Origin of the sequence: Leptolyngbya sp. FACHB-261 (genome assembly GCF_014696065.1) — a bacterium.
GTDB lineage: Bacteria > Cyanobacteriota > Cyanobacteriia > FACHB-261 > FACHB-261 > FACHB-261.
Genome location: NZ_JACJPL010000031.1, coordinates 90,434 through 113,693 on the forward strand (window position 1 = coordinate 90,434; position 23,260 = coordinate 113,693).

Annotated in this window: 27 protein-coding genes and 3 tRNA genes; 13 read left to right on the plus strand and 17 right to left on the minus strand. The window is 52.8% G+C overall.

Annotation, left to right across the window (positions count from 1 at the left end):
* Nucleotides 1-82: 82 nt before the first annotated feature.
* The gene (locus H6F94_RS25545; RefSeq protein WP_190805105.1) at nt 83-529 is read right to left on the minus strand and encodes an NUDIX domain-containing protein; all 447 of its coding nucleotides are present in this window, start codon (nt 527-529) and stop codon (nt 83-85) included.
* 574 nt (nt 530-1,103) lie between these two features.
* On the opposite strand from H6F94_RS25545, the gene H6F94_RS25550 reads away from it, so the two are divergent.
* A complete protein-coding gene (locus H6F94_RS25550; RefSeq protein ID WP_190805106.1) occupies nt 1,104-1,787 on the plus strand; it encodes a hypothetical protein in 684 nt (227 codons plus the stop codon).
* A gap of 144 nt (nt 1,788-1,931) precedes the next feature.
* Nucleotides 1,932-2,003, plus strand: a tRNA-Val gene (locus H6F94_RS25555).
* 183 nt (nt 2,004-2,186) lie between these two features.
* Here H6F94_RS25555 and H6F94_RS25560 read toward each other — a convergent pair.
* Nucleotides 2,187-2,259, minus strand: a tRNA-His gene (locus H6F94_RS25560).
* 182 nt (nt 2,260-2,441) lie between these two features.
* Nucleotides 2,442-4,058 carry an LCP family protein gene (locus H6F94_RS25565; RefSeq protein ID WP_190805107.1) on the minus strand — a complete coding sequence of 539 codons (1,617 nt, stop codon included), beginning with the start codon at nt 4,056-4,058 and terminating at the stop codon, nt 2,442-2,444.
* 206 nt (nt 4,059-4,264) lie between these two features.
* Here H6F94_RS25565 and H6F94_RS25570 point away from each other — a divergent pair, with 206 nt between their 5' ends.
* On the plus strand, nt 4,265-5,212 hold the full coding sequence (locus H6F94_RS25570) for a nucleotidyltransferase family protein (protein WP_190805108.1): 948 nt from the start codon (nt 4,265-4,267) through the stop codon (nt 5,210-5,212).
* 138 nt (nt 5,213-5,350) lie between these two features.
* Here H6F94_RS25570 and H6F94_RS25575 read toward each other — a convergent pair whose 3' ends face one another.
* From H6F94_RS25575 to H6F94_RS25585, 3 genes are read right to left on the minus strand one after another with little or no spacing between them, the layout of a single operon-like run.
* Complete coding sequence (locus H6F94_RS25575) at nt 5,351-5,911, minus strand: thylakoid membrane photosystem I accumulation factor (protein WP_190805109.1); 561 nt, start codon at nt 5,909-5,911, stop codon at nt 5,351-5,353.
* Between the two features lie 31 nt (nt 5,912-5,942).
* Nucleotides 5,943-7,454, minus strand: coding sequence for a serine hydrolase (locus H6F94_RS25580; RefSeq protein ID WP_242041424.1), 1,512 nt, complete (start codon nt 7,452-7,454; stop codon nt 5,943-5,945).
* A 3-nt stretch (nt 7,455-7,457) separates the two neighbouring features.
* The gene (locus H6F94_RS25585) at nt 7,458-8,255 is read right to left on the minus strand and encodes an RNA methyltransferase (RefSeq protein ID WP_199320664.1); all 798 of its coding nucleotides are present in this window, start codon (nt 8,253-8,255) and stop codon (nt 7,458-7,460) included.
* An 87-nt stretch (nt 8,256-8,342) separates the two neighbouring features.
* Here H6F94_RS25585 and H6F94_RS25590 point away from each other — a divergent pair, with 87 nt between their 5' ends.
* The 3 genes from H6F94_RS25590 (at nt 8,343) to H6F94_RS25600 (ending at nt 10,320) form a co-directional block, all read left to right on the plus strand.
* Nucleotides 8,343-8,507: a DUF2256 domain-containing protein gene (locus H6F94_RS25590; protein WP_190805110.1), complete on the plus strand. Its 165-nt coding sequence runs from the start codon at nt 8,343-8,345 to the stop codon at nt 8,505-8,507.
* Between the two features lie 5 nt (nt 8,508-8,512).
* Nucleotides 8,513-9,010, plus strand: a complete 498-nt coding sequence (locus H6F94_RS25595) for a hypothetical protein (protein WP_190805111.1) — start codon at nt 8,513-8,515, stop codon at nt 9,008-9,010.
* Nucleotides 9,011-9,219: 209 nt separating this feature from the next.
* Nucleotides 9,220-10,320, plus strand: a complete 1,101-nt coding sequence (locus H6F94_RS25600; RefSeq protein ID WP_190805112.1) for a hypothetical protein — start codon at nt 9,220-9,222, stop codon at nt 10,318-10,320.
* A gap of 233 nt (nt 10,321-10,553) precedes the next feature.
* On the opposite strand, the gene H6F94_RS25605 is transcribed toward H6F94_RS25600, so the two are convergent.
* From H6F94_RS25605 to H6F94_RS25630, 6 genes are all read right to left on the minus strand, one after another.
* Nucleotides 10,554-11,162, minus strand: a complete 609-nt coding sequence (locus tag H6F94_RS25605) for an Hsp20/alpha crystallin family protein (RefSeq protein WP_190805113.1) — start codon at nt 11,160-11,162, stop codon at nt 10,554-10,556.
* Nucleotides 11,163-11,285: 123 nt separating this feature from the next.
* The gene (locus H6F94_RS25610; protein ID WP_190805114.1) at nt 11,286-11,822 is read right to left on the minus strand and encodes a DUF2127 domain-containing protein; all 537 of its coding nucleotides are present in this window, start codon (nt 11,820-11,822) and stop codon (nt 11,286-11,288) included.
* An 86-nt stretch (nt 11,823-11,908) separates the two neighbouring features.
* The gene (locus tag H6F94_RS25615) at nt 11,909-12,463 is read right to left on the minus strand and encodes an ExbD/TolR family protein (RefSeq protein WP_190805115.1); all 555 of its coding nucleotides are present in this window, start codon (nt 12,461-12,463) and stop codon (nt 11,909-11,911) included.
* Nucleotides 12,463-13,131 carry a MotA/TolQ/ExbB proton channel family protein gene (locus H6F94_RS25620; RefSeq protein WP_190805116.1) on the minus strand — a complete coding sequence of 223 codons (669 nt, stop codon included), beginning with the start codon at nt 13,129-13,131 and terminating at the stop codon, nt 12,463-12,465. Before H6F94_RS25620 ends, H6F94_RS25615 begins: the two co-directional genes overlap by 1 nt.
* 98 nt (nt 13,132-13,229) lie before the next feature.
* Nucleotides 13,230-13,709 (minus strand): hypothetical protein, encoded by a 480-nt coding sequence (locus H6F94_RS25625; RefSeq protein WP_190805117.1) that lies wholly within the window; start codon nt 13,707-13,709, stop codon nt 13,230-13,232.
* 36 nt (nt 13,710-13,745) lie between these two features.
* Nucleotides 13,746-13,818, minus strand: a tRNA-Thr gene (locus H6F94_RS25630).
* A 487-nt stretch (nt 13,819-14,305) separates the two neighbouring features.
* On the opposite strand from H6F94_RS25630, the gene H6F94_RS25635 reads away from it, so the two are divergent.
* Entirely contained in the window at nt 14,306-14,848 is a 543-nt protein-coding gene (locus H6F94_RS25635) for a Dps family protein (protein WP_190805118.1), read from the plus strand.
* Nucleotides 14,849-15,051: 203 nt separating this feature from the next.
* Here the strand turns inward: H6F94_RS25635 and H6F94_RS25640 are convergent, their stop codons facing one another.
* Nucleotides 15,052-15,315, minus strand: coding sequence for a ParB N-terminal domain-containing protein (locus tag H6F94_RS25640; RefSeq protein WP_190805119.1), 264 nt, complete (start codon nt 15,313-15,315; stop codon nt 15,052-15,054).
* Between the two features lie 111 nt (nt 15,316-15,426).
* Here H6F94_RS25640 and H6F94_RS25645 point away from each other — a divergent pair, with 111 nt between their 5' ends.
* A complete protein-coding gene (locus tag H6F94_RS25645) occupies nt 15,427-16,962 on the plus strand; it encodes a phytoene desaturase family protein (protein ID WP_190805120.1) in 1,536 nt (511 codons plus the stop codon).
* Nucleotides 16,963-16,969: 7 nt separating this feature from the next.
* Here H6F94_RS25645 and lipA read toward each other — a convergent pair whose 3' ends face one another.
* The 3 genes from lipA to speB all read right to left on the minus strand — a co-directional run bounded on the left by lipA (nt 16,970) and on the right by speB (nt 19,186).
* Nucleotides 16,970-17,866 carry a lipoyl synthase gene (lipA, locus tag H6F94_RS25650; RefSeq protein WP_190805121.1) on the minus strand — a complete coding sequence of 299 codons (897 nt, stop codon included), beginning with the start codon at nt 17,864-17,866 and terminating at the stop codon, nt 16,970-16,972.
* A gap of 62 nt (nt 17,867-17,928) precedes the next feature.
* A complete protein-coding gene (locus H6F94_RS25655; protein ID WP_190805122.1) occupies nt 17,929-18,147 on the minus strand; it encodes a hypothetical protein in 219 nt (72 codons plus the stop codon).
* 118 nt (nt 18,148-18,265) lie between these two features.
* Nucleotides 18,266-19,186, minus strand: coding sequence for an agmatinase (gene speB, locus H6F94_RS25660; protein WP_190805123.1), 921 nt, complete (start codon nt 19,184-19,186; stop codon nt 18,266-18,268).
* Between the two features lie 24 nt (nt 19,187-19,210).
* Here speB and H6F94_RS25665 point away from each other — a divergent pair, with 24 nt between their 5' ends.
* From H6F94_RS25665 to H6F94_RS25685, 5 genes are all read left to right on the plus strand, one after another.
* Nucleotides 19,211-20,242, plus strand: coding sequence for an asparaginase (locus tag H6F94_RS25665; protein ID WP_396426460.1), 1,032 nt, complete (start codon nt 19,211-19,213; stop codon nt 20,240-20,242).
* Between the two features lie 127 nt (nt 20,243-20,369).
* Complete coding sequence (locus H6F94_RS25670) at nt 20,370-20,717, plus strand: YkgJ family cysteine cluster protein (RefSeq protein ID WP_190805124.1); 348 nt, start codon at nt 20,370-20,372, stop codon at nt 20,715-20,717.
* Nucleotides 20,718-20,823: 106 nt separating this feature from the next.
* Nucleotides 20,824-21,216 (plus strand): TMEM165/GDT1 family protein, encoded by a 393-nt coding sequence (locus H6F94_RS25675; RefSeq protein WP_190805125.1) that lies wholly within the window; start codon nt 20,824-20,826, stop codon nt 21,214-21,216.
* On the plus strand, nt 21,213-21,509 hold the full coding sequence (locus H6F94_RS25680) for a TMEM165/GDT1 family protein (protein WP_190805126.1): 297 nt from the start codon (nt 21,213-21,215) through the stop codon (nt 21,507-21,509). The genes H6F94_RS25675 and H6F94_RS25680 overlap by 4 nt, the downstream gene beginning before the upstream one ends.
* 155 nt (nt 21,510-21,664) lie before the next feature.
* Nucleotides 21,665-22,666 (plus strand): RNA polymerase sigma factor, RpoD/SigA family, encoded by a 1,002-nt coding sequence (locus H6F94_RS25685; protein WP_190805127.1) that lies wholly within the window; start codon nt 21,665-21,667, stop codon nt 22,664-22,666.
* Nucleotides 22,667-22,741: 75 nt separating this feature from the next.
* Here the strand turns inward: H6F94_RS25685 and H6F94_RS25690 are convergent, their stop codons facing one another.
* Complete coding sequence (locus H6F94_RS25690; protein ID WP_190805128.1) at nt 22,742-23,221, minus strand: hypothetical protein; 480 nt, start codon at nt 23,219-23,221, stop codon at nt 22,742-22,744.
* Between the last annotated feature and the right edge of the window lie 39 nt (nt 23,222-23,260).

Below are 23,260 nucleotides of genomic sequence, written 5' to 3' on the forward strand. Positions count from 1 at the left end.
CCATCAAGGATATGGCCCAAGCAATGCCTGATCATTCAGGTAATTTGCGTCGCATCCGTATAGTTGATTGAGAAATTCGAGCTCAGGCTTGCCCTTGCTGATCCAGACGAGGACGGACTCTGTAGTAGCGATAGCGCAAGTAATCTCGCAAAATCTGGCTATGATCAAAGCAGAGCTTGCTGGGAAGCTGCCAAGGTTCAAAGACTGCTAGGCTTTTAGCATCATCTGCTGCCTGAGGTTCGCCTACCGCAGTCGCCAGAAAAACAACACTGATTGTATGTTGGCGAGGATCCCTCTCCGGCGCGGAGTAGACTTGAAACTGTTCCAACAGCTCCACCACGAGTGAGGTTTCCTCAAGAGCCTCGCGTCGAGCTGCTGCTTCTACGCTTTCACCGTAGTCTATAAAGCCACCAGGTATTGCCCAACCCAGTGGTTCATGTCGACGCTCGATTAGCACGAGTGGCCGATGAGGTCGGTCGATCAGCTCAATGATGATATCTACAGTTGGAGCAGGGTTACGATAAGTCACAGGACGAAAGTTAGTCTACAGAGGGCAAATACGCCAGTCAGTATAATCTTTACGCTTAATCTTGCATGAACTGAGCGAAAAGGATCATATTCTGACCCAATTGGATGATGTCCTTATCCTGATATTGCCTCTATAGATTAGAAAAGTTGCTTAAGAGCAACGAGGGGGGAATGAAAAACTACGATCAAACCTATAGGCAATTGGAGTGTAGTGGCTGGTTCTAGTACTTCTTCAGGATGAGTCGGAACAAAACAGTTACCCCAGCAGTCGCTGCCCCTTCAGGCAAGACTGTAAATTGCAGGACTCAGAGCCCAGGCTGTAGAGCAGGGCAAATCAGTACCAGTGGCTGATTGAAGTCCAGACATCATAACAGTGTCTGTTCTATTTCTACCGAAGACCTGGTATAAAACCTTCAACTAGGCACCAGATGCCTAGAGACCAAGCAGAAAATGCCTAGAGACTGCCTCAGGAAAACCGTATCTTAGGGTTTACTATGATAAAATCCTGGTTATAGGTAGTGAACAGCTCTCTTAAATTTGAGTGAACAGGAAATATTGAAGATAAGCCGGAGTCTATGATTTGGAGCGTCCGTAAGAAGGATTCTGTCGATACTAGTAAATCTCGTCCTCATGCGGACTATAAGCGGCGCAGAGAGGATAGAATTTCCGAAATCAAGAAAGAATATCGTACCCGGTTAGGAGAAGTCCTCCGTCAGATTGAGGCTGAGCAGAAGTCAATTGAGCAGATCGAAAACTTTCGGGCTGACCTTGAATTAGAGGAGCAGTACCGCAGTTTAGTAGAGAACGAGCTAAAAATTAAGCGGCGGCTCTCTCAACTGCATGAAGAAGTTGTTGAAATCGTCAACATCGAGATGCCTCCCATACCGCTTGAGCGAACATCTGAACCGACAACGACAGAGCCTCGCTCTGGGCCAGTTCGAGGTGTGCCTAATCTCAACTACCACCGAGACTTGGCGGCCAAGATCCGCAAAGCGCTAACAGAGGCTACGGTGGTTTCGGAGGCATTCGCGCAAGCGATTCCTTTATGGGAAAACCGAGTCGATCTCAAGCGTCTGAAGCGCCGTCCATCTGGACAGTCTGAGTTTGAGGCTTTGGCTCAGGAATTGGCCAATGCCCTTAACCGTTTGGAGTCCGACCGTAAGCGCAAGTTTGAAATCCGAGGTACAGCGGAAGGCTTCGTCAGCTTCATCTATGATCGAGCTAATGATCAGCAGGCTCGAGTGGGTAGTCCAGCCTAAGAGAGGCTCTCTCTAGTGGCCTACGGGAGGAGTAAAATCTGTCTCGGAAAGTCAGTTTCTAATTTGCGCCTTTCTTTGCTAAGCTGAGATGCGTCATACACTGAACACCTTCTTAAGAAGGTTGTAAGAGTCAGTGTTGGCCATGGGCGATTAGCACAGTGGTAGCGCACTTCCTTCACACGGAAGGGGTCACTGGTTCGAATCCAGTATCGCCCATCTATGAAGCCCGATAATTTGGCCGTTCTGGTCAAGCTATCGGGCTACTAAATATCTTCTTCTAGACAAGGACAGCACACAGAAGCTGGGAAATTAACCCATTTGTTCCTTATATGCCAACAAAGAGGGGAGCTGATTGAATAATCAGCTCCCCTCTTCCTATTAGCGATTTAACGCTTAGAGGGCGAGCGAGGGGACTTGAACCCCCGAATGGTGGAACCACAATCCACTGCCTTAACCACTTGGCTACGCCCGCCGCACCTTACCCGAGTGACTCAAGAGGTTTCACTTGGAATAAGCGCTTGAAAAATCAGTCAACAGAAGACTGAGTTATCAAGACATTTCTGATACTAACACGGTATGAGCGCACTTGGTCAGCAGACTTGATGCAGTTATTTGAGTGCCCAGCCGCTAGACCAGGCCATCCCTACCTCAGGCTTAGGAAGCCTCAGCTTTAGGGGTTGGTTCAGCCTGAGGGGGCTGCCAATCGTCACCAACCCGAATTGTTACATCCGACTCGATATCGCCCGTGGACTGAACGCTCACCTTACCTAAACCCAAAACCTTGCGGATTGCCTCGGCGCCTTGAACATCACCACGCTGGGCCAAAACCTCCGTTTCAGACTGTGCCTCAGGCCAATCAGGGGCAACTGAGACATTGTAAAACCCTTGCGAAGCCAGGTAATCAGCCAAGCTACGGGCAGCCTGAGGAGCTTTACTGGCGCTCTGAATGGCAATGCGCAACTCTTGAGGACGAACTTCTGATTGGTCGCTGCCTGGTTCTACCTCAAAAAACTGTTTTACAACCCGGTCTCGAGCTGCTTCGTCCAGCAGCCAATAACTGGCTCCATAGGTTGCAGGAGAGCCAAACTCACCAGGCAGCATAACCATATTGATCTGTTCTGACTTTAGGGCAATGCCAAAGTAAGCCAGAGATAGCAACTCTTGAGCACTGAGATTGGTATCGAGATACTTCGGCATCAACGAGAGTACCTGCGGAATACGGGCCAGCGTCGTTGGATCCGTTAACTTGGCACTCAGCGCTTTCAGTAGAACTTGCTGCCGTTGCACCCGACCAATATCGCCGTAGTCGTCCTGGCGGAAGCGGGCGAAGTGCATGGCCTGAGTCCCGTTCAGAGTCTGCCAACCCGGTTGCAGATCAATATTGAGCTTCTGGGTTTGATCCACATAGCGCATGCGCTTGGGGACATATACTCGTACCCCACCCAGGAGATCTACTAAGTCTACTAAAGCGCTAGTATCCAAACGCAAGTAGCGGTCAATCTGAACTCCGTTCAGGGTTTCACTAACCGTCTGCGCAGCTAGGGTAGGACCACCGGCCGCATTAGCCGAGTTAATCTTGCTAATACCGACCCCTGGGATATCGACCCTGGTATCGCGTGGAATTGACAGAAGATTAAGAACTGGCACACCTTTAGCGCTGGCATCAGGATTGGCTGGATCCAAACTCCCAGCTGGGTCAAAACGCAAGAGCAGCATCGTATCGCTGCGCCCGTTAAAAACCTCCTTAGAGCCAGCAGGTGCATCTGGGACTCGGTCAATGCCCATAACGAGCACAGTGACTGGACGCGACAGCTGGTAGCGGAAGCTGTTGCGTAGAAAATCTAAGGGGGATTGCGACCGCTGCTCCGGAGCACTCCAGGGCAGACCGCCTAATGGTTTAACCACCGCTAACAAAGTCCCAGCTCCAACCGAGAGCAGGGCAACCACACTCAGTAACAGCTTCCAATGCCACCAGTCAAGTAAGCGAGGCTTGGAGCTTGCAACCGACTGCGGCGGCTCAATTAATAAGGTTGGTATAGGCGTAGATATAGGCTCTGGAGCTGCGCTGGCTACAACAGCCTGTTCAACGGGTTCATTCTGTTCAACGACTGAAGGCTTAGACTTTACAGCTACCTCGGGGGCGGCCACAATCGTGTCTGACTCTGGAGCAAACCGTTCACACTGGGGAGGGGGCTGGTCGGACGCGAGTGGAGTGACGGTTGGCTCTGTTTGCGAAGCACTTTCAGTCGTGGAAATCTGCGAACTACCCAACTGTGTCACTCCTCTGCTGTGTGTGTCCCCAGACCTTTATCGGCAACCTTAAATGGGTCACCGGGCCTTGCGCTTCGCCACAAGGGAATACCTGTATCCAGAACTACTAACACTCCGTTTAAGTCTGCGGCGTAAGTAGTCCTATCTCCGGACACAAATGTATCATTCTGTATACTGAGCACAGACGATTATAGCCCGAGGGTTTTATGCAAGCCGTCATCATTGCTGGGGGAAAAGGCACACGTCTGCGTCCCCTAACCTACGGCTGCCCCAAGCCGATGCTGCCCCTGCTGGGCCAGCCTTTTTTGGTGTGGATGGTCGAGCGCTGTCGCCAAGCGGGTATCACGGATATCCTGCTGAACGTGCAGTACCAAGCCCATCAAGTCAGTGACTATTTCGGCGATGGCAGTGCTTACGGTGTACGGATCCGATACGTTGAGGAAGCTGAGCCTTTAGATACTGCGGGTGCAATGAAGCTGGCGGAGCAATACTTCACTGGCGAATCACTGGTTGTTTTCAACGCTGACATTCTGACCGACTTAGATCTGAACGCCTTGATTCAGTTTCATAAGGCCAGCGGGGCCCAAGCCACCCTGACTTTATCTCGTGTAGAAGATCCGACGGCCTTTGGCTTAGTCGAGTTAACACCTGAGAATCGTGTTCTAGCCTTCCGCGAAAAACCAACCGCAGAAGAAGCTGCTGCCTTAGGCATCGACACGATTAATGCCGGAACTTATGTTCTAGAACCCGAGCTCTTTGCACCTTATGCAGTGGGTAAGCCCTTAAGTTTTGAGAAAACTGTCTTTCCAGAACTGTTGACTGGCAATGGCAAGATGATGGGCTTTGTTTGGGAAGGCTACTGGATGGATTTAGGCACCCCAGCCAAGTTCTATCAAGCTCAACTCGATATCCTGACGGGCAACATGCCTTACGCCTTAACGGCTACTGCTCAGGAACGAGCCCCTGGAGTTTGGGTAGCGAATAGCGCCGAAGTTGATCCAGCAGCAAAACTCGAAGGTCCCTGCTATGTAGGAGAACAGGCAAAATTGGGTCCCAAAGCACATTTACCCGCAGGTACCTTGATCGGTCCACAATCGTTGATCAATCGGCCTCTAAACCCCGGGGTTTATGCAGCAGGTACTCTAGCTGTGTAAGCCGCTGTTGTAAGGGAAAGGGTGAAGCCTTTAACTAGCATTTGACCCTCATTTCTGACGCCAGTTCAACTCGTTCAACTGGTTCCTGATGCTTCACCCCCTACCTGCGTTTACTCACTTATCTTGACTCGGGTATATTCACTTGCGCTTGTCGTCCGGGCGGGCCAACTCGCTATTGAATTCGTTGAAGGCCCGAGGCACTAAAGTCTCGTCCTGAGCATTGCGCTCCGGCAAGCTAAACACCTTGCGCAAAACTGCATCAGTCTTCTCGTAAGGGACTTGGCCAACCTCATCAAGGAGGACTTGGCCTTCGCTGCCGATCAACACCGTCTGTGGCAGTTGACCTCGGTAGTAGTAGCCAGCATCTTGAGGCGTATAACGGCTGTGGTCAGGATCGATGGTGTCTGCGATCAGAGGCATAATGCTAACGGCGCGTCCGTAAAACGCCTGAAGCTGAGACACAACAATCGAATATTGTTTGCAATCGCGACTGTCGTCGGTATAAAAGACAAGCAGTGCTGGGCGTTGGCGTCGCAAAGATTCCGCGAGTGTCGTCCTCGGCGGCACCAAAGAGCCATTGCCAGCATAGAGCGGAAAGATGTTGCCATCGAAATGGTCATCAGCCAAGCTTGCCCAGGAAGGGCCAGCCGCCCAGAAGGTCAGGACAAGACTAAGACACAGAGCAAGCCAAAAGCGCATGAGACTGCAAGGGACGGCAATAAAACGCTTCTCATTGTACGTCTTGTGTCGCTGCAGGCGTGGCTGTTGGCGTGGCAGTAGAACTCTTGGCTCCCGGCGACTGGTTCAAGTAGGTGTAAATCGCAGCTGACATTTGACGAATCAGCTCATTAGCTCGCTGGTCATTATGAGGACGTTTGACCAGAGCTGTTGCCAAGTATTGCTTGCCATTGGGCATGTCGATCAGGCCAACGTCCCCGACCACCGAGCCGATATCTCCCGTTTTGTGGGCAATGATAGCGCCCTCACCTAAACCTGGACTCAACAAGGTATTGGTTACAGTCCGCCGCATAATTTCTAACATGCGGTCACGGCTGCGCAGGGATAGGAGATCGCCCTGATTGACTAAGTTCATCAGGGTTGCCAAGTCACGAGCGCTCGTGGTGTTGGTGCCTTCTAGATCAGGTAGGGGTTTGCGAATAGCTGTTGCAGCAAGGCCCCAAGAGGCAAAGCGTTCGTTGAGCTTAGCCATGCCACCCAAGCGGTCGATCAGCATATTAGTGGCAGTGTTATCGCTGACCGTGATCATTTTGTCTGCCACTTCCAGAGCCGTGAACTTGGTGCCTGGAGCTTCGTATTGCATATCTCCAGCCTCAGAGGCGATCAGGTCCGGTCGCATTTCGAGAAGCTCATCCAGGCGGATCTTGCCCGCGTCCACGTCTTGAAGAAAGGCAACCAAAACCGGCACTTTGATCGTGCTAGCTGCGGAGAACGGCGTGGTAGCCGCTAGGTCAACGTAAGCTTTGGTATCCAAATCCAGCACAAACACGCTTGGGCTGAGATCAGGTTCAGCGGTGGCTAAAGTCTGAAGCTGCTGTTTGAGATCGCTCAATTCCTGCTGAGTTTCTAAGGGTGTTAAAACCTTTCCCGACTGCGATGTAGCCTGGGGATTAGGCTGATGGGAGTCCTGCGCTCTAGCATGCTGAGTGCCATCAGGATTCCAGATCGAAATCAGCGTGCCAACAATAGCACCCAGTCCAACACCGACCACCAACAGGCGTAGCGCTCGTAGCAGAGGGGGCACCGCCTGAACTTTGGTGCGTAGACGGGCTGGAGTGCGCGGCGCGGGAGCGACGGACGATGGCTGAGGCTTCCGGCTGCGCTGGCGCGAGTTAGACCGCTCAGTTTCAGGGGTTACTTTATCGCGTGGTTTTGCCTCAGAACGAGTCCTTAAACGAGAGGAACGGGTCAGAGGCGGGCGGTTCTCGGGTGGGCGTGCTTCGTCTGCTTTCCGGGCTAGGTTGTTGGCAGCAACCCCTGAGTCAAGCGACCCCGACAACAGACTGCGACGCTCTCTGCGGCTGCGAGCCTGGGTTGTGCGTAGAGAGCGTTGGGGCACTGCCTCTGGAGACTTCTTCGCCTCTTTTGCCTCTTTGCCCTCTCTGGTGCGAGCTTGGAGCCGACGGCCCTGATTCTGAGTTGTGCTCTGGTCGGCCTCTGCACCTGCCCGCGCTACAGCACTGGCATTCCACTGAATTGGCCGTAGGGGGGATCTCTCAACCAACGTTCATTCCTCACGAGGCTCACGACTGCAATCGCCCAACTCAGTTGGGTGGGACAGCGCCCAATCCAGCTGACGCAGAATACCACGCAGCATGGTTACCTCCGTAGCGGTAGGATGGGCCCGGTTCAGCAAAGCCCGAAACTTGGCCATCCGGCTGCGGACAGTATGGGGGTAAAGATATCCGATTTTCAGCAAGGTTGTCTGCAACTCAGCGAAATAGTCTTCTAAAGCTGCGATCTCTGCTTGCTGCTGTTCAGGTACGTGTTGAGGTAGTTGGCCTGGCAACTGCTCAACGGCAGCTGATATCTGTACTGAGTTCTGGCTGAGGCGTTGCAACTCGTAGCAGCAGATAGCAACAGCCTGGGCCAGATTGAGCGAGGTATAAGCAGAACTGGTTGGAATGGTCACAAACCGTTGACAATAAGCTAGTTCATCCCGGCTCAAACCCCGGTCCTCAGGCCCAAACACTAAGCTAGTCTTCCCTGCATCAAGTTCTACTAGCCAGCCGAGACCTAGCTCTGGCGATTGAGGTGGCACAGGCAGTGGGTCCGAACGACCTGTCGTGCCAATAACCCGCTGGGAAGCGGACAGGGCTGCGGGTAGTGAGGTCACAACCTGGATCTGGTCGAGAAGATCAGCCGCATGCACAGCCATCTGTCGAGCTTCTGGTCCCTGTGGGTCACAACGGGGATTGACAAGGACTAGGGACGAGAAACCCAGATTCTTCATTACCCGCGCTACTGAGCCAACGTTCAGCGGCCCAGCGGGTTCGACTAACACAACCTGTAGGTTCGAGATCAACGCTAAATTATTAAGAAGGCTGAAGATTATGATGACAGTTCAAGGCTCTTGTGATTAGGTTGCAAATTCGGTTGCGAAAGGTAGCATATGGCGAAGCAACGGTTGAAGTCTGACCTACCAACCAAAGTTTGTCCGGTCTGTAGCCGTCCCTTCACCTGGCGCAAGAAGTGGGAAAAGTGCTGGTCCGAGGTGAAATACTGCTCTGACCGCTGTCGCAACCGACGTTCGCAAGTTGATTCCCTGGAAGGATGAGGGCCATGCTGGGTGATGTCACTCCCTCCCTACGTCTCCAGCAGCTTTATCGCGACCAGCTTTCCCACGGGCAATTTGTGATGCCAGAGTTGCAGCGTTGGGAGAAGGGGGTTCCCTTCTGGGGAGAACTCTTCTATCTGTCACAGCCCGAGGCTGACTATCTGCGCACCTTGTGTCCTCGGAGTAGTCATCTACCAGGGCCAGCACCCACTATAGGCATTCAGCTCTGTGCTAGCTCCCTTAAGTTGAGCGAACGTTTAGCAGTGCAGATCAACGAGACGGGTTACGGGGGCCTTGTGCAGTTTGAGGATCTGGCCGACCAAGACTGCTTCCTACGCATTGCCTTTGGTGCCAGCCTTTACCCTGTAATCGTTATGCAATCTATGCTGCGGGAGTTCTGGTTACAGCTCACACTGAATGCTTGCCGCCATTCACTCACGGTGACCCAAGAAGACAGCTGCTTGGGCTACTGGGAGTCAGATTTACTCCTGCCACGCCTGTGAGAGCCTCTCAATTTCAGAGCTAAGGCCAATAAGCTCTTAAAGCTTTTCGACCTTAGAGACACTCTTAGTTAAGGCATCTCTAAATTCATCAAGCCTGCAATGAGCTACTTCAGTTTTGATTCAAGAGCAACTCTGCCTTGAGAGGTTTGCGGAACTTAGGCTAGATCCAGGGACTCTTAAGAGATAATCCCTGTCTGCTCGAATTGATCATGCAAAAGCTCTTACTGACGTTAACTGCCGCCTCCAGCCTGCTGCTTGCACCCTTGGCCTTACCGCCAGCAGCACTGGCGCAACGCGTGGTAGATGTCAGCCCAGATCTCAATAGCCAAAACGTCTCACCCAGCACCTCGATTTCGGGTCAGTTCAACTCCACTGATGGCGGTGCTGTGGATGTAAATTCGGTCCGGATCTTGGTTAACGATCGGGACGTCACCAACAATAGTGTGGTTACGCGGAACTTCTTCAGCTACCGCCCCGACCAAGCCCTGCCTGCAGGACAGAACCGGGTTCGAGTGGAGTATGCCAGCGTTAATGGTCAGCGTCGCGTGGTGGAATGGTCATTTGCTGTGCAGCAGCCCCAGGCAGCAGTACGCATCACCTCAGTCACCCACAACGCCGCCAGCAATCCCTTAGGGCCAGGCTCAACTTTTCTAGCAACCGTCAACGGTACACCCGGTGCACGGGGCTCGGTTCTCTTGATTCAGGATGGCCGTACTGTGCGTGAGCTGCCTGCTCAAGAAGTGTCTTCAGGTGTCTATGTCGCGACCCTAAATGTTCAATCCAGTGACCGGGTCGCTGAGGGTGTCGTAGTCGGTCGTTTGCTACGCCAAAACCAAGTGACCTATGCAGCCGCTGCGCAACCCGTGGTCCTGAGTACCAGTGCTGGTGGCACTACTGAAGCGCCTCAGGTCGGTGGCTCAACTGGGGGCTCAACGGGAGGTTCGACCAGCCCTGGCACCAGTACTGGCACTGGTTCAACCGGTAGCACAGCAGCACTGCAACCCCGCTTCACTAGTCACCAGGAAGGGGGCCAGGTGAGCGGTTCCTTTACCCTGGTAGGTCAAACCCGTCCCAACGCCAGAGTTAACGTTAATGTGAACTCTAGAGTGTCGGTCCTAGGCGGGCTGATCAACCTCGGCAGTCAAAGTCTGCTTAATGAAGAAGTCACCGCTGATGCCAATGGTCGCTTTCAGGTTCAAGTCCCTCTGCCCAGCAGGCCTACGTCGGGTACGCAATACATCGTGCGAGCCACAGCTCGTACTGGTAACGAGGTGAGCAACCCAACTCAACTCACGCTGAGCCAACGCTAAGCTTCTAGCCGTTCTGAAATGGCTCTGGAACAGATCTAGAGTGACTTAGCAACAGAAAATGGGGCTCATACCAGAGAGATGCCTGACTTGCCATCTCTCTGGTATGAGCCCCAAGCGTTATGAGTGAGGTGGACTAACGTACAGGTGTCGCGTCAGTTTGCTTCAGTCTGTTTCAAGCAAGACCCCAAAAATTAGACCCGAAAGCTGAGACCCAGAAACTTAGACCCGAACCATTAGGCCCAGATGTCTTGGATTTCAGCAGCTTTGGGTTGTTGGCTTTGAGCTTGAGCTTCCCAAGCAGAAACCTCGGTGGCAACAGGTGCAGGCGCTACAGAGACAGCAGGCTGTGTTTCAGTCGCAGGGGCTTCAGCGGCAACAGGCGCAGCAGGCTGAGCTTCAGGCTGAGCGTCTAGGAGGTTAACTTTGACAACGCGTGCAGCTTGAGCTTTGGGCAGACGCACGGTGAGCACACCGCCTTCATAAGCAGCTTGAACATCAGAGGTGCTTAGTGCCAACGGGAAGTCTAGGATGCGGCGGAAGTTGCCCTGACGAAACTCATTGATGTGGACCTTTGCATCATTAGCAGCAAGGTCTTGCACAAGCCCACTGAGGACGAGGCGCTCAACTGTCACCTCAATCTTTAGGCTGTCGCGATCAAGGTTCGGGACTAATGCCCGTACTTCGTAGGCCTTCTGGGTTTCGACTACCTGAATTGCAGGCTGCCAAGCTTCAGCTTGGGGCTGTTGACGAGCAACAGTGCCAGAGAAGCTGTTAAACAAGCGATCCAGGTCGCGGCGCATCAGACCCAATTCAACGGAAGGGGTTAAGCGGATCAGAGTCATCACAGTTCTCCTGGCAAATCTTGAAATTCACTGGTGATGACTCAATCGTAGTGAGCAAGCTTCAAGCTTAGAGAGGGCAAAGCCGTACTGCTAAGAGCGTGATCACCGAGCTTGCCTTACCTGCTATATCTCCCCGCTAACTGTACTATGGGCGTCTGGAAAGCGCTTAAGAACGTACCAGAAAATTAGGGCATTTATCGTCAACAACCCTACCTTTGGCCAAGTTGCTTCTGCCCATAATTCATAAACTTCGACGGGGAGGCTAAGCCCTACAGCTACCAAGAGCAGCCAGCGTACCCAGGTTCGCTCTTGCCAAAGGCCAATAGCTTCGACCAAGCTCAGTAGTGCATACAGTCCTGCTGCGACAGAAGCAAACAGCAGTGTGTGTGGGCTCAGTTGAGCAACGTGGACCAACACCCAATTGACAACTACTTGCTGACTCTCTAGTGGATAGTCTTCCAGGAGCAGAGCCATTTGACGAATCGTGCTGTGGTGAATACGCGCTAGTAGTAGCGCGATTGAGGCAAACGTCAGCAAAATCGCCTGCCCCAGCTTATAAGCAATCAGCACCAACAAGCCCGTGGGTCGCACGAGCTGAGGTGTCGGATTATGCCCCTGTTCAGAGTGCAGAGGGCGGTCGAAACGGTTTAGCTCAGCCAAACAGTCAATGCCTCGGTCTGGATCAACCCACCCCCACAGTGTACGGCGCTAGCTGCCGGGCCTCCGCTGACGGAAGAGGTAATTTTTCAAGGCTGAGCTGGTGCGGGGGTATAAAACTGCCCGGGATTCTGCTCCAGTAAATTGGGTTGAAAACCTGGTTGTGGAGCAGGTTGCGCCCCAGGATTGAGGGGATCGGTGATGCCACCGCCGGATTGTGGCCCTGATTGTGCACCTGCTGGTGGGTTAGTAGCCAGCGCCACGCGGCTGCCACCCACAGCACGCAGAGTATCTAAAGCTGAGATTACCTGCTGGTAGCTCAGGCTACGGTCTGCGCTAAGCACCACTACCCCCTGAGGATTAAGCGTCAAATAATCCAAGATTCTTTGCACCAGTTGCGGTTGGCTCACCTGGTCGCGGTCCACAAAGGTATTCCCCGAGGCATCCAAACTCACAACCAATGTCCTTTGGGTTTGAGAAGCGCTACTGCTGGACTGGGGGAGATTTAGGTTGATGCCCTGCTGTCGGGTCAACACAGTCGCGGCCAGCAGAAAAAAGGTCAGAATGCAGAAGATCACGTCGATTAGGGGAATCAGATCGATGCGAGCCTCTTCACCTGACATAAAAGGCAGATTAATCTTCATCAGCTTTGAGCTTGTTTTTCGATTGGAGAACTGCGCCGCTCAGGGCCGTAAAACTGCTGCCAGTGTTGCCGGTAGAGTAGCTCCAGCTCATTGCCTGCTTTGCGGAACACTTTAATCTGATTGAACAGTAACCCCTGGAACAGGCGGTGAAATGACAGGGTTCCAATGGCCACAATTAAGCCCGTGGCCGTGGTAATCAGGGCCTCGGCAATACCGAGGGTTACTCCACCTGTGGCCGAGGTTCCCAAGTCGGCTAAGCGGATCGAACTCAAAGAGTTGATCAATCCCACGACTGTACCCAGCAGTCCTAACAGGGGAGACAGCGCCACAATTGCCTCCAGTAGCTTTTCACCACGACGCATTGCGCCCAGTTCGTCTTCTGCCGCACCCTCAAGTGCCAGGCTGAATAGTTCTGGGTTTGGGTTCTCCAGCTTCATTGGAGCCAGCAGAAAACGTCCCACCGGTTGGTTTTGATATTGACGGGCAATCTTGGCGGCAGCATCCCAGTCGCGTCGGGCTGCCTCTAGCACCCGTCCCATGACTTGGCCTTCGTTGAGCAACATATTGAACCAGAACCAAAGACGCTCCAGAATGGCGGCCAGTGCCAAAATCGACAAGACCAGCAGTGGCACCATGACCGGGCCACCCTTAGTGAATAGTTCACCCATGCTTTACCGACGTTCTCCTGGTATCTAAGCTGGCGGGCCTCGCGCCCTTTATCTTGGCGTCAAAGGCTCCCTGATCATCATAGATGCCGGAGATACTCTCAGGATCCGGACGGTTTCTGGTCTAAACGGTAGCCTCTAGCAACGTAGTAGAAGTAAGGCTGGTAAGTATTGAACTCTGACTGTGGCGCCTGAGCCAGAAGGTTGTAGCGAATCCCCTGCTGCTGGATTGCCAGGCTCAGATAGATTGTCTGGGTCTGCGGCTCTGACTCCTGCTTGAGGTAGCCGCGTACCCCTTGGTCAGTCACAAAGTTAGACGGAGGCAATGCCTCAACGCTAGTCGCAACTTGAGCCGCCCAGCCCCGGATTTGAACCTCGGAAACTCGGGGGCTGATGAAGGCCTGTCCATCACCGTTACTGGGAGGAACTGCGGCGCGCCAGGTGCTGGGATAGGGAAAGGTGTAACCGTAGCGGTCGTTGTGATAAGTCTCCCAGGTCACCTGCTGCTTGCAACTGCTCAACGTGAGCAACAGCAGACCCGCTAAGCCGAGCAATCGGCTAGCGGCCGGGGTCCGAGGCATAGTGATCCGATGCACCGCAGGACTCAATCTCTAGGAAGCTGGCGACAGGATTCGAACCTGCGACCGGCTGATTACAAATCAGCTGCTCTACCAGCTGAGCTACGCCAGCGTTCAATTGATAATAGTAGCAAAGCCTGGGTCGTTTTGGCAGCTAGGTTAGGATCGGAGATGGAGCGCAGGACTCAGCATTCGTCAATTTGTCTTCAGTCAATATCTCAACGCTCGACTTTCTTGAGGTTTTTAGGTCTTAGGAGTTTCGTTGGCAACCTAGATCAACATATTCACTTAACTAAGCTCATCAAGCTTGTACCTGTCCCTAGCCAGCTCATCTCTAATTAAGAAGTGGAAATTAAGAACCAATCCAAGTAATAAAAACCTAGCTGTAAATTCACCAAAAGAATAGTTTAATCCTTCAGACAGATGCAGGTGTTGATAGCAACAGCATTAGTGATTAATGAGAATTTTCACAACTTGCAGTCTGAGAATCATTCCTGGCTCAGCGGGCTGATCTGGCCCTCTTCTGCCATTGGGTTGATGTCCTAAGGTTCGTAGCTTGCTCTGATAGAGGTACTGCGGAACCACGGAGATTCTAAATAATGCGTAAGTTAAATATTGGTCTGTCACCTGAGCAACGCGAAGGCGTGATCGGATTACTAAATGCTGATCTGGCAGATACCTATTTACTGATTATTAAGACTAAGAAGCACCACTGGGACGTTGTTGGTCCACAGTTCCGTTCACTGCATGAACTGTGGGAAGAACAGTACCAGGCTATGTCTGAGAGTTCAGACAAAATTGCCGAGCGCGTTCGAGCTCTGGGTGGTTACCCTGTGGGCACAGCCAAAGGTTTCCTGGAGTACGCCACTCTGGAAGAGCATCCCGGTGACATCCCAACTGCCTACGGCATGGTAGCTCGTTTGCTAGACGACCACGAGCAGGTCATCCGCAACTTGCGCGGCCATGTAGACCGTTGCTCTGAGGAATTTGGTGACGAAGGGACAGCTGACTTCCTAACCGGCATCATGGAAGCTCATGAAGACATGGCTTGGATGCTCCGCTCCTTTATCGAAGGTGTCTCCATTGAGCCCGATGGCGATAAACCCGGTTCAGAGCTGAAACTACCTGTCGAAATGAAGTAGTCACGCTTGGGTTGGAGTCTCTATAAAAGGCTCAATAAGCAACTCAATATGTAAGAAAGAGGTAGGCTAGCCTACCTCTTTCTTCGTGCTTTTTAGCGATGCTTTTTATGGTCAATTGGAGCTGGTTCTTTCGGGCTGGTTCTCTTGAGGTAATTCTCTACTGCTTAATCAATCACTAATGCCGCTTTAGGCCGCTTCAGACATCAAGCTAGATGCATCTGTAAAACCGAGCGAGGCGCACGTCGGACATTACAGCGAATAGTTTCATAACCCAGAAGGGTACAAGCCTCAAAGCGATGGCAACCTGAAAAGCCATAGTATTGGCCTTCGACTTCTAGGATATCGATTGGCTCCTGCAAACCAATTTCTTGAATCGATTCCATCAAAGCAGCGACCTTGGCCTGATCGTTCTGCCGAAATAGAGGACGACGGATCTGCCGGATTGGAATCTCCTGTACTCTTGCCATGTCACTACATTCTGTCTTAGGTCAACTACTCTAAATCATACTCATTACGACTACGAATATTCAAGCGTTCTCGCCCATCTTCCTGCCAAACCTAGAGCATGCAGAACCCGAATGACCTCGAATGACTTAAATGGCTTAGATGTTGTTGTGGTTGGTAGTGGCATCGGTGGGCTAGTTGCAGCTGCACTGCTCGCTCGCTATGGCAAACGGGTTCTGGTTTGCGAGAGCCACACGATTGCAGGAGGAGCAGCCCACAGCTTTTCACGCCAAGGCTTTCACTTCGACTCTGGACCTTCTTTCTACAGTGGCTTGAATAACCCACGTAGCTTGAACCCATTGCAGCAGGTGCTAACAGTTCTAGGAGAATCGCTAGCGACAATCACCTATGACCCTTTAGGCCACTACCACTTTCCTGAAGGAAGCTTCCCAGTCTACAGTGATGCTCAGCGCTACCAAGACGCCATTGCAGCAGTGAGCCCAACTGGGGCGCTTGAGTTTCAATGCTTTGAGCAACGCTTGTTGTCTCTCTACGAGGCCTTACGAGGCATTCCAACCCTCGCTCTCCGAGCAGATCTAAATCTGCTGCCAGTTCTGCTCAGGCACTACTGGCCCTCACTACTGAAACTCTTGCCTCTAGTTGGCGTGGTTCAGGCTTCAGTCGGTCAACTCATGGATCGAGATGTACAGGATCCCTGGTTGCGACGACTGATCGACCTGGAATGCTTTCTACTCTCCGGTCTTAAGGCGCACAGCACAATCGCGCCTGAGGTTGCCTTCATGATGGGTGAGCGCTCTCGTATTGGCGTTGATTACCCTGTAGGCAGCAGTGGTGCAATTGTGCAAGCACTGGTGCGCGGTTTGGAGCGCTGGGGTGGGGAACTACGCCTGAGAGCCCATGTCGAGCAAATTTTGGTGGAGTCTAAGCGAGCAGTAGGGGTACGACTACAGAATGGTGGGGTAATTCGGGCTCCCATTGTCATCTCCAATGCTAGTCTCTGGGATACCTACACCAGACTGCTTAAGCCTGAAGACCTGCCTGCTCCCTACCGGCAAAACGCCCTCGCGACTCCCGCGGTCGAGAGCTTCATGCACCTGCATTTGGGTATCCGCGCCCAGGGCCTAGACCATCTCACCGGTCACCACGTCGTTATTCACAGCACTAAGCAGGACATCACAGCGCCCGGTAACACCTGCATGATTTCTATTCCCTCGGTTTGGGATGCCTCGCTTGCCCCGTCCGGTCACCATGTCATCCATGCTTATACCTTAGAGCCGTATGCAGGCTGGCAGCGAGGCCCAGAGTATGAGGATCGCAAACGTGAGCGAGCGCAGCCTCTATATCGGGCTTTAGAGCGGATTATTCCCGACCTGCAAGCACGAATCACTTTAGAGCTGGTCGGCACACCCTTAACTCATGCTCACTACTTACGCCGCCATCAAGGTACTTATGGTCCTGCAATTGCAGCTGGACAGGGTTTATTTCCAGGACCTCGCACACCCATAGCAGGACTATATCGCGTTGGCGACAGCACCATGCCTGGTATTGGTGTTCCTGCAGTGGCTGGCTCTGGCATTCTGTGCGCCAATAGCTTAGTTAAGCCTGAACAAACAGCCGAATTGCTGAGGTTACTGAACTTTAGTTATTGAGCAGCAATTATTGAGCAGCTAAACCGTCCAGCTTCACTCTGGGGTGCAAAGCCATTAGGGCTCGTACTTGCTCAGCATGATAAGAGCTGCGCGTGAGGGGTGACGAAACCACTTGCAAGAAGCCAAGGGATTCGCCTAGAAGTCGCCATTGCTCAAACCGCTCTGGCGTCACAAACTCCTGTACACCTAGATGCTTGTTGCTCGGCTGAAGATATTGACCAATGGTGAGAATGTCGCAGTCAACAGAGCGCAAATCGCGCATTACCTGCTCGACTTCTTGATCAGTTTCCCCCAAGCCTGCCATAATACCCGACTTGGTATAGACCCAAGGAGCGAGTTCACGGGCGCGCTGCAAAAGCTCCAATGAGCGCTCGTACTGAGCTTGCGGGCGCACGCGCTTATAAAGGCGTGGCACTGTCTCGGTGTTGTGATTAAGCACATCAGGCTGAGCACTCAGGATACCCGCTAGAGCCTGCCAATTGCCGCATAAGTCAGGGATCAACACTTCGATCGTGGTTCCCGGCATCACAGTCCGCGTCTGCTCAATGCACTGCACAAATTGAGAGGCGCCCCCATCCGGCAAATCGTCCCGGTTGACAGAGGTAATGACCACATGGTTCAGCCCCAATCGTCGAACCGCTTCGGCTAGTCGCTCAGGCTCGCTCGGGTCCAGCGCTTTGGGCTTCTTCTCAAAGTCAATATCACAGTAGGGGCAAGCCCGCGTGCAGGCCGGTCCCATGATCAAAAAGGTGGCTGTTCCTGCCTGGAAACACTCGCCAATGTTGGGGCAGGACGCCTCTTCACAAACTGTGTTTAGGCTGAGATCCCGCAGGATATCCTTAACGTTGCCAACCCGCTCCCATTGAGGAGCTTTGACCCGTAACCATTCCGGTTTAACTGCCATGCCCACTTTGGCTCAACCTATCGGGTTGATCCTACTCTGTTTTCAGCCTAGAAGGGAAAAGACTAGCAGGCCGGTGAGCGCCGTAGTGTTAGCCAAGCTGGACGAGTTGCAACCCAAGTGGACAGCTTTTGTCCAGCCCATTGCTGGAACAGCCGGTATAGGACGGATAGGTCCACCAGCGCCACAGCCAACAATGCAACACCGCTTAGCGTGTGGACTCCATACAGGGGTACAAAGTCAAACACATCATCCGCAAAGCTGTCAGTAGGACGCTGGTGCATGGAACCTCGAAGAAGGGCGACGGGGACAAAAACTCTACCCTGGCACGCACCTTAACCTTGCTGCCCAGTCACCGTAATCGGTAGGAGGACGGAAAGTTATGGTTTTGGATGTTGCTAATCATGAAGGATTGGCAGCCAGAGTGTGGTATCCAATCAGCTTGTAGACCAGTTTGGCACAAGTAAATTCAGATACAACTGAGTCGCCTAGTGGAGCTAGTTCCATCACGTCTGCGCCGATGACTTCGTGGCCTTCAAACAAGCGTCGTAGAAAGGTCAAGGTTTCGTACCAGCCTAAGCCACCGGGCTCCGGCGTCCCGACTCCAGGCATCAGGGCTGGATCTAGACCGTCCACATCAATAGTGATGAAGACTTTACGGGTGGGAATAGCTGCCAGAGCTTCGTCGATCCAATTAGCTGATTTGGCAAGTTCACGCGCCCGAAATACTGCTAAATTTTGCGTCCTGATCAGGTCGGCTTCCTCCTGACAAATGCTACGAATGCCGATTTGCAGTGTTGGTAGGCCCATATCGACAATGCGCCGCATCACACAGGCATGATTGTGAATCGATCCCTCATATTCATGGCGCAGGTCACCATGAGCGTCGATCTGAACCACGGTGAACGGCTCTGACGGGTTGCTTTGCACATAGGCTTCCACAATGGCACTGGTAATACTGTGCTCACCGCCAATACCAATCACAAACTTGCCATCGTCTGCACAGCCTTTGACTGCCTCACGCACCTGCTGCAGCATAGTCTCAGCATTGGGCACATCACCACCGACTGCCGCGTGCGTATAGATGCCTACCGGCCAGACTTCACGCTCTAGCTCTTCGTCGTAGTATTCAACCTGCTGCGAAGCAACCAAAAGTGAAGCGGGACCCTGAGCACAGCCTTTTCTGTAGGTTGTGGTGGCTTCGTAGGGGATTGGCAAAATCACCACTTGAGCCTGTTCGTAGGCAGCAGCAACGTCTGAGCCGAGAAAGGGCAGCAGTTCTGTGGCTAGCGGTTGAGTTGGAAGGGGCGATTGGGCAATCATGGCGTGCAGTGTCCTTAAGCTGTGATGTCTTTGGCTGTTATGCAGCCTTCCATCTTAGCGATTGAGGCCAGGCGTCCCATCCAAGGTGTTACAGTTTTACGCATGACTAGGGGAAAAAGAACTCAAACTGAGGAGCTAGAAATTCGGCTCCTGCGCGAAGGCATTGTTGAATCCAGCCATTATGCTGAGGCAGTGGTTTGTGATACGCGGGGACGGGTCTTCTCAGTAGCCGGTAACCCAGAAACAGCTGCCTTCATCCGCTCTTCTTTGAAGCCAATTCAGGCCCTTGCTGTGGTTGCTTCCGGGACCAAAGAGCGCTTTAACTTATCCGACAAGGATCTAGCGGTCATCTGTAGCTCTCACCAGGGAACAGTGACCCAATCTCGGCAAGTTTTCAATATTCTCTGGCGTTGCGATGTTGATCCCAGTCAATTGCGTTGTCCAATTCCTACAGGTCGACGCAGCCCACTGCAACATAATTGCTCTGGGAAGCATGCTGGCATGCTGGCAGTCTGTCAGAAATGTAATTGGTCTTTAGAGAGCTACTTGAGCAGCCGGCATCCAGTCCAGCAGCTCGTGCTTGAGAAGCTAGCTGACCTGCTACGGATCCCCACAGCTGAGTTCATCAGCGCCCGTGACGACTGTGGAGTTCCCACATATTTCCTGCAACTGAGTCAGATGGCAACGCTGTACGCTCATCTCGCCTCCGGTAGTCGTCTGGATCTTGAGTGTCTCGTGCGAGCGATGACCCGTTATCCAGAGATGGTGGCCGGGGATGGCGAATTCGACACCGAGCTGATGCGCCTCAGTGAAGGCGAATTGATCAGCAAGGCTGGAGCTGAAGGAGTTCAGTGTATTGGGCGAGTTGGGCAGGGCTTAGGGTTAGCGATCAAGGTCAAAGATGGTGCTAAGCGGGCCAAGCACGGTGCTGCAATCCACGCACTGCGGCAGCTCGGTTGGATTACCCCTAGTGCCGCTGAGAGGCTGGCTGAGCAATTCACGACTCTCAGTGACTATAAGCGGCTTGAAGTTCTAGGCGAATTGGCAATGCTATAGAGATGGTCTATGGTATCCAGATTGCGCTGCCCATTAAGACTGTTTACTGGCCCTGCCAGTTTAATCTCCTAGTTTAATCGCTTGATTTAATCGCTAGGATGGTTCAGTTCTGTTGCCCTGAAATTCTGTGCCAACCTGGCAATGTGTCAAGCAATGTGGAGCCTGCTGCCACCTCGATCCGGCGGATCGCCCTGACTTGGCAGACTACCTTATCCCAGACGAACTCCAGCTCTACCTGAGTTTGGTCGGTGAGGGTGGTTGGTGCGTCAATTTTGATCACGAGAGCCGCACCTGCCGCATCTACACTGAGCGTCCTCGCTTCTGCCGGGTAACGCCCGAAGTCTTCAGCGACCTCTATGACGTTGGACCAGAAGACTTGGATGAGTTCGCCATTGAGTGCTGTCAGCAGCAGATCGAAGGCGTGTACGGTAGCCCAAGCCCAGAGCTAGAGCAATTCACCCAAACTATTGGTTGACTATTGGTCAACTAATAGTCAACCTCTGTTGACTTGACGCTATTTTGTACAGATGGCACGCTAAAAATGAAACGATAGTGAAAATAATAGAGGCCTAGCAGCGACGATGCAGCTTCAAGAACCAACTCGCCCCTTGCCTCTGCATCCTCCTGAGACTCACTCTGAGCTTCACAGCCAAGCTACACCCAAGCAGGCTGCACCCAAGCAAGCTGTGTCCAAGTTAGATCCCAAGGTTGTGCTGGCAACCTTTTCCACGATTTTTCTAGCTGAAGTTGGCGATAAGACTCAGATTGCCACCCTGATGATGAGTGCTCAATCCCAGCAACCCTGGGTGGTGTTCTTGGGAGCAGCTCCGGCACTGGTTTTGACTAGTTTGCTGGGGGTGATGGCTGGGCAGTGGTTGTCCAAGAAATTCGCACCGCAAGTGCTGGACACCTTGGCTGGCTTAAGCTTTCTAGCCCTGGCAGTGGCATTACTTTGGGATGGGGTGCTGCGATGAACTGGCATTTACTGCTGCTAAGCTTCACAACCGTTTTTCTTTCCGAGCTGGGCGACAAAAGTCAATTAGCAGCTATGACCTTAGGCGGAAGCTCTCGTTCGCCCCGTGCAGTATTCTTGGGAGCTTCGGCGGCTCTGGTTTTAACTAGCTTGATTGGTGTATTGGCGGGAGAGGGAGCCGCACAGGTGTTGCCAACCGCCCTACTCAAAGGTGTCGCCGCGGCAGGCTTTGCCTTGATGGCAGTTCGCTTGCTATGGCCTAGACCCGCCGAGGTGCAAGACGAGGATAGGTAGGGCAATTCCAACCCACCAAGTACGGTTGACTCTCTATGCTGACCTAGAAACTGCCAGTATTGTTAAGAAGTAAATACGAAACACCGATAGGGCGGGTTAGGGTAACTTTTCACCACCCGCTGCAAAGTTTTTTCACAGCAGAGAGAGGAGTCGATATGGCAGTTGCCACTCTGAAGTCGGGCAGTGCCGCTGGCCTTCGGGAGCGCGATGCGGTAGGTCTGTTCTTACACAAGATGGGCAAGCACGAGTTGCTGACCCACGAGGAGGAGATTCAGCTGGCCCGTCAGGTGCAGTTGATGATGCAGTGCCTCCATGCCAAGGATAACCTGACGGAGCAACTTCAGCGGGAGCCTAGCCTTGCAGAGATTGCTGAATCTTTAGACATTGATGTAGCTGAGGTAAACCAGCGCTTGGAGCAGGGCCAGAGAGCCAAGCAGCGCATGATTGAGGCAAACCTGCGCCTAGTGGTCTCAATTGCTCGTAAGTACCTCAATCGTGGCTTGGACCTGCTGGAGCTGATCCAGGAAGGCAGCCTGGGCCTAGAGAGGGGTGTCGAGAAGTTTGATCCCTCCAAGGGTTTCCGCTTCAGTACCTATGCTTACTGGTGGATCCGGCAGGGCATCACGCGTGCCTTGGCCACTCAAGGCCGCATGGTTCGGTTGCCAGTTCACATTGTTGAGAAGCTCAATAAGCTTAAAAAGTCTTTGCGTGAGTTGACTCAACGCCTAGGCCGTGGCCCTACTCAGCAAGAGCTAGCCGATTACACTGGTTTTGACCTGGAGACTCTGCGTTCACTGCGCAGCTCTTATCAGGCAGCTATTTCACTCAATACGCTCGTGGGCGATGACGAGAAGTCTGAGCTGGGCGATCTGTTGGAAGACAAGCTCAATGCTTCCCCAGAGGAGCATGTAGCTGAGCAGTTACGAGTGCAGCAAATCGAGCAAGTGCTCGAAGGAGTGCTGACTGAGCGTGAGGCGGAGGTCATTCGACTGCGCTATGGTTTCGACAGCGGCAAGCCCCTAACTCTGGCCGATGTCGGTAAGCAGCTCAATGTCTCACGCGAACGAGTTCGCCAGCTTGAGACAACCGCAATGAAGAAATTGCGCCAGCCTGAAGTGCGGGAGCGCTTAGGCAACTGGTTAGGAGCTGCTGCTTAATCAAGCTAGCCTTGGCCTTGGTCAAGTTAACCAGGATTCCCTGGGCCACAGCTCTGTGGGCAAGCTAGCCAGCAGCTAAGCATTGCTACTGTGAAGATCTCGATCCCGAGCGGCAACCGCTAGGAGTAGGCAGAGGGCCGACACTGCCTTCTGCCATTCCTGTCGGGTGCCGTTTTCTACATCGTCAAAAGCTGCGACCAATTTAGGGATAGCTCGCTCCATCGCAGGCTGGGGAACTGGGCGGTGTAACTCAACCAGTCTCGCTAAGCTTTCCTGGTTGTTCAAGAAGTTCACAACCCATTTAGTTGCATGGTCAGGTGTGTCTGGAACATTAGCCACACCTAATTCGGATTTGAGCCAGTTGTAAAAGGGTGGCAGTTGCCTGGCTAAGACTGACCCAGCGGTGGGTAGAGTCTGCCTGAGCAGCTCAACATCTAGGCTCTTCAAAAGAGCCTGCACACTACTCTGGCTGAGAAATTCTTGCACACTCAGTGAGAGCAGCTGTTCAGCTTGTTGGGGCGCGAGTTTGAGGTGATCGTTGTAAGTTGCGAACATGAGAGGAAGAAATTAGAAGAAATTAGCGGTTATTGAGGA

What these genes read in the sequence shown, in the direction of transcription:
- H6F94_RS25550 (WP_190805106.1), top strand. Translation starts at nt 1,104, where the DNA reads ATGATTTGGAGCGTCCGTAAGAAGGATTCTGTCGATACTAGTAAATCT.
- H6F94_RS25570 (WP_190805108.1), top strand. Translation starts at nt 4,265, where the DNA reads ATGCAAGCCGTCATCATTGCTGGGGGAAAAGGCACACGTCTGCGTCCC.
- H6F94_RS25575 (WP_190805109.1), bottom strand. Translation starts at nt 5,911, where the DNA reads ATGCGCTTTTGGCTTGCTCTGTGTCTTAGTCTTGTCCTGACCTTCTGG.
- H6F94_RS25590 (WP_190805110.1), top strand. Translation starts at nt 8,343, where the DNA reads ATGGCGAAGCAACGGTTGAAGTCTGACCTACCAACCAAAGTTTGTCCG.
- H6F94_RS25595 (WP_190805111.1), top strand. Translation starts at nt 8,513, where the DNA reads ATGCTGGGTGATGTCACTCCCTCCCTACGTCTCCAGCAGCTTTATCGC.
- H6F94_RS25600 (WP_190805112.1), top strand. Translation starts at nt 9,220, where the DNA reads ATGCAAAAGCTCTTACTGACGTTAACTGCCGCCTCCAGCCTGCTGCTT.
- H6F94_RS25605 (WP_190805113.1), bottom strand. Translation starts at nt 11,162, where the DNA reads ATGACTCTGATCCGCTTAACCCCTTCCGTTGAATTGGGTCTGATGCGC.
- H6F94_RS25615 (WP_190805115.1), bottom strand. Translation starts at nt 12,463, where the DNA reads ATGAAGATTAATCTGCCTTTTATGTCAGGTGAAGAGGCTCGCATCGAT.
- H6F94_RS25620 (WP_190805116.1), bottom strand. Translation starts at nt 13,131, where the DNA reads ATGGGTGAACTATTCACTAAGGGTGGCCCGGTCATGGTGCCACTGCTG.
- H6F94_RS25625 (WP_190805117.1), bottom strand. Translation starts at nt 13,709, where the DNA reads ATGCCTCGGACCCCGGCCGCTAGCCGATTGCTCGGCTTAGCGGGTCTG.
- H6F94_RS25635 (WP_190805118.1), top strand. Translation starts at nt 14,306, where the DNA reads ATGCGTAAGTTAAATATTGGTCTGTCACCTGAGCAACGCGAAGGCGTG.
- H6F94_RS25640 (WP_190805119.1), bottom strand. Translation starts at nt 15,315, where the DNA reads ATGGCAAGAGTACAGGAGATTCCAATCCGGCAGATCCGTCGTCCTCTA.
- H6F94_RS25645 (WP_190805120.1), top strand. Translation starts at nt 15,427, where the DNA reads ATGACCTCGAATGACTTAAATGGCTTAGATGTTGTTGTGGTTGGTAGT.
- lipA (WP_190805121.1), bottom strand. Translation starts at nt 17,866, where the DNA reads ATGGCAGTTAAACCGGAATGGTTACGGGTCAAAGCTCCTCAATGGGAG.
- H6F94_RS25655 (WP_190805122.1), bottom strand. Translation starts at nt 18,147, where the DNA reads ATGCACCAGCGTCCTACTGACAGCTTTGCGGATGATGTGTTTGACTTT.
- speB (WP_190805123.1), bottom strand. Translation starts at nt 19,186, where the DNA reads ATGATTGCCCAATCGCCCCTTCCAACTCAACCGCTAGCCACAGAACTG.
- H6F94_RS25665 (WP_396426460.1), top strand. Translation starts at nt 19,211, where the DNA reads ATGTCTTTGGCTGTTATGCAGCCTTCCATCTTAGCGATTGAGGCCAGG.
- H6F94_RS25675 (WP_190805125.1), top strand. Translation starts at nt 20,824, where the DNA reads ATGCAGCTTCAAGAACCAACTCGCCCCTTGCCTCTGCATCCTCCTGAG.
- H6F94_RS25680 (WP_190805126.1), top strand. Translation starts at nt 21,213, where the DNA reads ATGAACTGGCATTTACTGCTGCTAAGCTTCACAACCGTTTTTCTTTCC.
- H6F94_RS25685 (WP_190805127.1), top strand. Translation starts at nt 21,665, where the DNA reads ATGGCAGTTGCCACTCTGAAGTCGGGCAGTGCCGCTGGCCTTCGGGAG.
- H6F94_RS25690 (WP_190805128.1), bottom strand. Translation starts at nt 23,221, where the DNA reads ATGTTCGCAACTTACAACGATCACCTCAAACTCGCGCCCCAACAAGCT.